A 2,237-nucleotide genomic window follows, 5' to 3' on the forward strand; every position below is an offset into this window, starting at 1 on the left:
TTGCTCTTTCGGAGGCGACCGCCCCAGTCAAACTGCCCGCCTGAGACTGTCCAAAGACTCGTTACGTCTCTCGTTAGAATCCCAATAAAACAAGGTTGGTATCCCACCACCGGCTCTGCGGATACTGGCGTACCCGTTTCTCAGCCTCCCAACTATCCTGTACATCTCTTACCGGAATCCAATCTCAGGTTACAGTAAAGCTCCATGGGGTCTTTCTGTCCAGTCGCGGGTAACCTGCATCTTCACAGGTACTTCAATTTCACCGGGTCCCTCGTTGAGACAGTGCCCAAATCGTTACACCTTTCGTGCGGGTCGGAACTTACCCGACAAGGAATTTCGCTACCTTAGGACCGTTATAGTTACGGCCGCCGTTTACTGGGGCTTCAATTCTCTGCTTCGCCTTACGGCTAACACGTCCTCTTAACCTTCCAGCACCGGGCAGGTGTCAGCATCTATACGTCAGCTTTCGCTTTAGCAGACGCCTGTGTTTGTGGTAAACAGTCGCTTGGGCCTCTCTTCTGCCGCCTATTCCTGCTCCCTGCGTTTCTGCAGCTCACATACTTTAGGCTATCCTTTTCCCGAAGTTACGGATACATTTTGCCGAGTTCCTTAACGAGGGTTTTCCCGCGCACCTTAGAATTCTCTTCCTGCCTACCTGTGTCGGTTTCGGTACGGGCGCCTGAGTCCTCACTAGAAGCTTTTCTCGACAGCCTAGTTCCTGCCCCTTCGCCATTGTCTCCAATGGCTCCCCATCACTTCTCGGCTTTTAGTATGGCGGATTTGCCTGCCACACAACCTACCAGCTTGGACGTGCTCTTCCAATCGCACGCGCGCATTCCTTTCTGTGTCACTCCTTCGCTCAAACAGACTCCTGCGGTACAGGATTTTCAACCTGTTGTCCATCTCCTACGCGTCTCCGCCTCGGATTAGGTCCCGACTTACCCTGGGTCGACGATCGTTGCCCAGGAACCCTTAGGCTTTCGGTGGAAAGGATTCTCACCTTTCTTTTCGCTACTCATACCGGCATTCTCTCTTCCTGCCTGTCCACCTGTCCTTCCGGTCAGGCTTCTCCCATGCAGGAACGCTCCCCTACCCAAGTATCTCATGATACTTGCCAAAGCTTCGGTTCCGTACTTTAGCCCCGGTCATCTTCGGCGCAGAGTCTCTCGACCAGTGAGCTATTACGCACTCTTTTAATGGTGGCTGCTTCTAAGCCAACATCCTGGTTGTTTTCGAAATTCCACATCCTTCGCCACTTAGTACGGCATTGGGGACCTTAGCTGTTGGTCTGGGCTGTTTCCCTCTTGACTACGGGCCTTATTACTCGCAGTCTGACTCCCATGTATAAGTACAGCCATTCGCAGTTTGATTAAGTTCGGTAGCCGGACAGGCCCCTACCTCGTTCAGTGCTCTACCGCCTGTACTCTTACCATGAGGCTAGCCCTAAAGCTATTTCGGGGAGAACCAGCTATCTCCACGTTCGATTGGCATTTCACCCCTACCCACATCTCATCCAAAAGCTTTTCAACGCTCACTGGTTCGGTCCTCCACACATTTTTACCTGTGCTTCAACCTGGACATGGGTAGATCACTGTGGTTTCGGGTCTACTGCTACCAACTTATCGCCCTGTTCAGACTCGCTTTCGCTTCGGCTCCGCGTTTCCCGCTTAACCTCGCTGGCAACAGTAACTCGCCGGTTCATTCTTCAATAGGCACGCCGTCGCGCATGTAAAGCGCTCCGACTGTTTGTAGACATACGGTTTCAGGTTCTCTTTCATTCCCCTCCCGGGGTTCTTTTCACCGTTCCCTCACGGTACTATTCGCTATCGGTCCATATCAGTGTTTCGCCTTGGAGGGTGGTCCCCCCTGCTTCCCACAAGGTTCCTCGTGCCCCGTGGTACTCTGGATCCTGCTCCATGGTCTTCCTTACGCTTACCGGGCTCTCACCGTCTCTGGCCCAGTTTCCCAACTGGTTCTGCTTCGTCCAACCATTTGTTAGCAGTCCGCAACCCCGAAGCGGTTTCCCGCCCCGGTTTGGGCTCTGCCCCGTTCGCTCGCCGCTACTGAGGGTATCTCTGTTGATTCCTTTTCCTCCGGCTACTTAGATGTTTCAGTTCACCGGGTTCCCTTCCTTTCGGATGACAGCACTCCTGCTGCCGGGTTTCCCCATTCGGACACCTGCGGGTCAATGGTTACTTGCACCTCACCGCAGCTTTTCGCAGCTTATCGCGTCCTTC

1 rRNA gene is annotated in these 2,237 nt (G+C 53.5%); it reads right to left on the reverse strand.

Annotation, left to right across the window (positions count from 1 at the left end):
* Nucleotides 1-2,237, reverse strand: a 23S ribosomal RNA gene (locus B5F80_RS11075); the annotation flags it as partial.

It is taken from the genome of Megasphaera sp. An286 (assembly GCF_002163455.1).
Lineage (GTDB): Bacteria > Bacillota > Negativicutes > Veillonellales > Megasphaeraceae > Megasphaera > Megasphaera stantonii.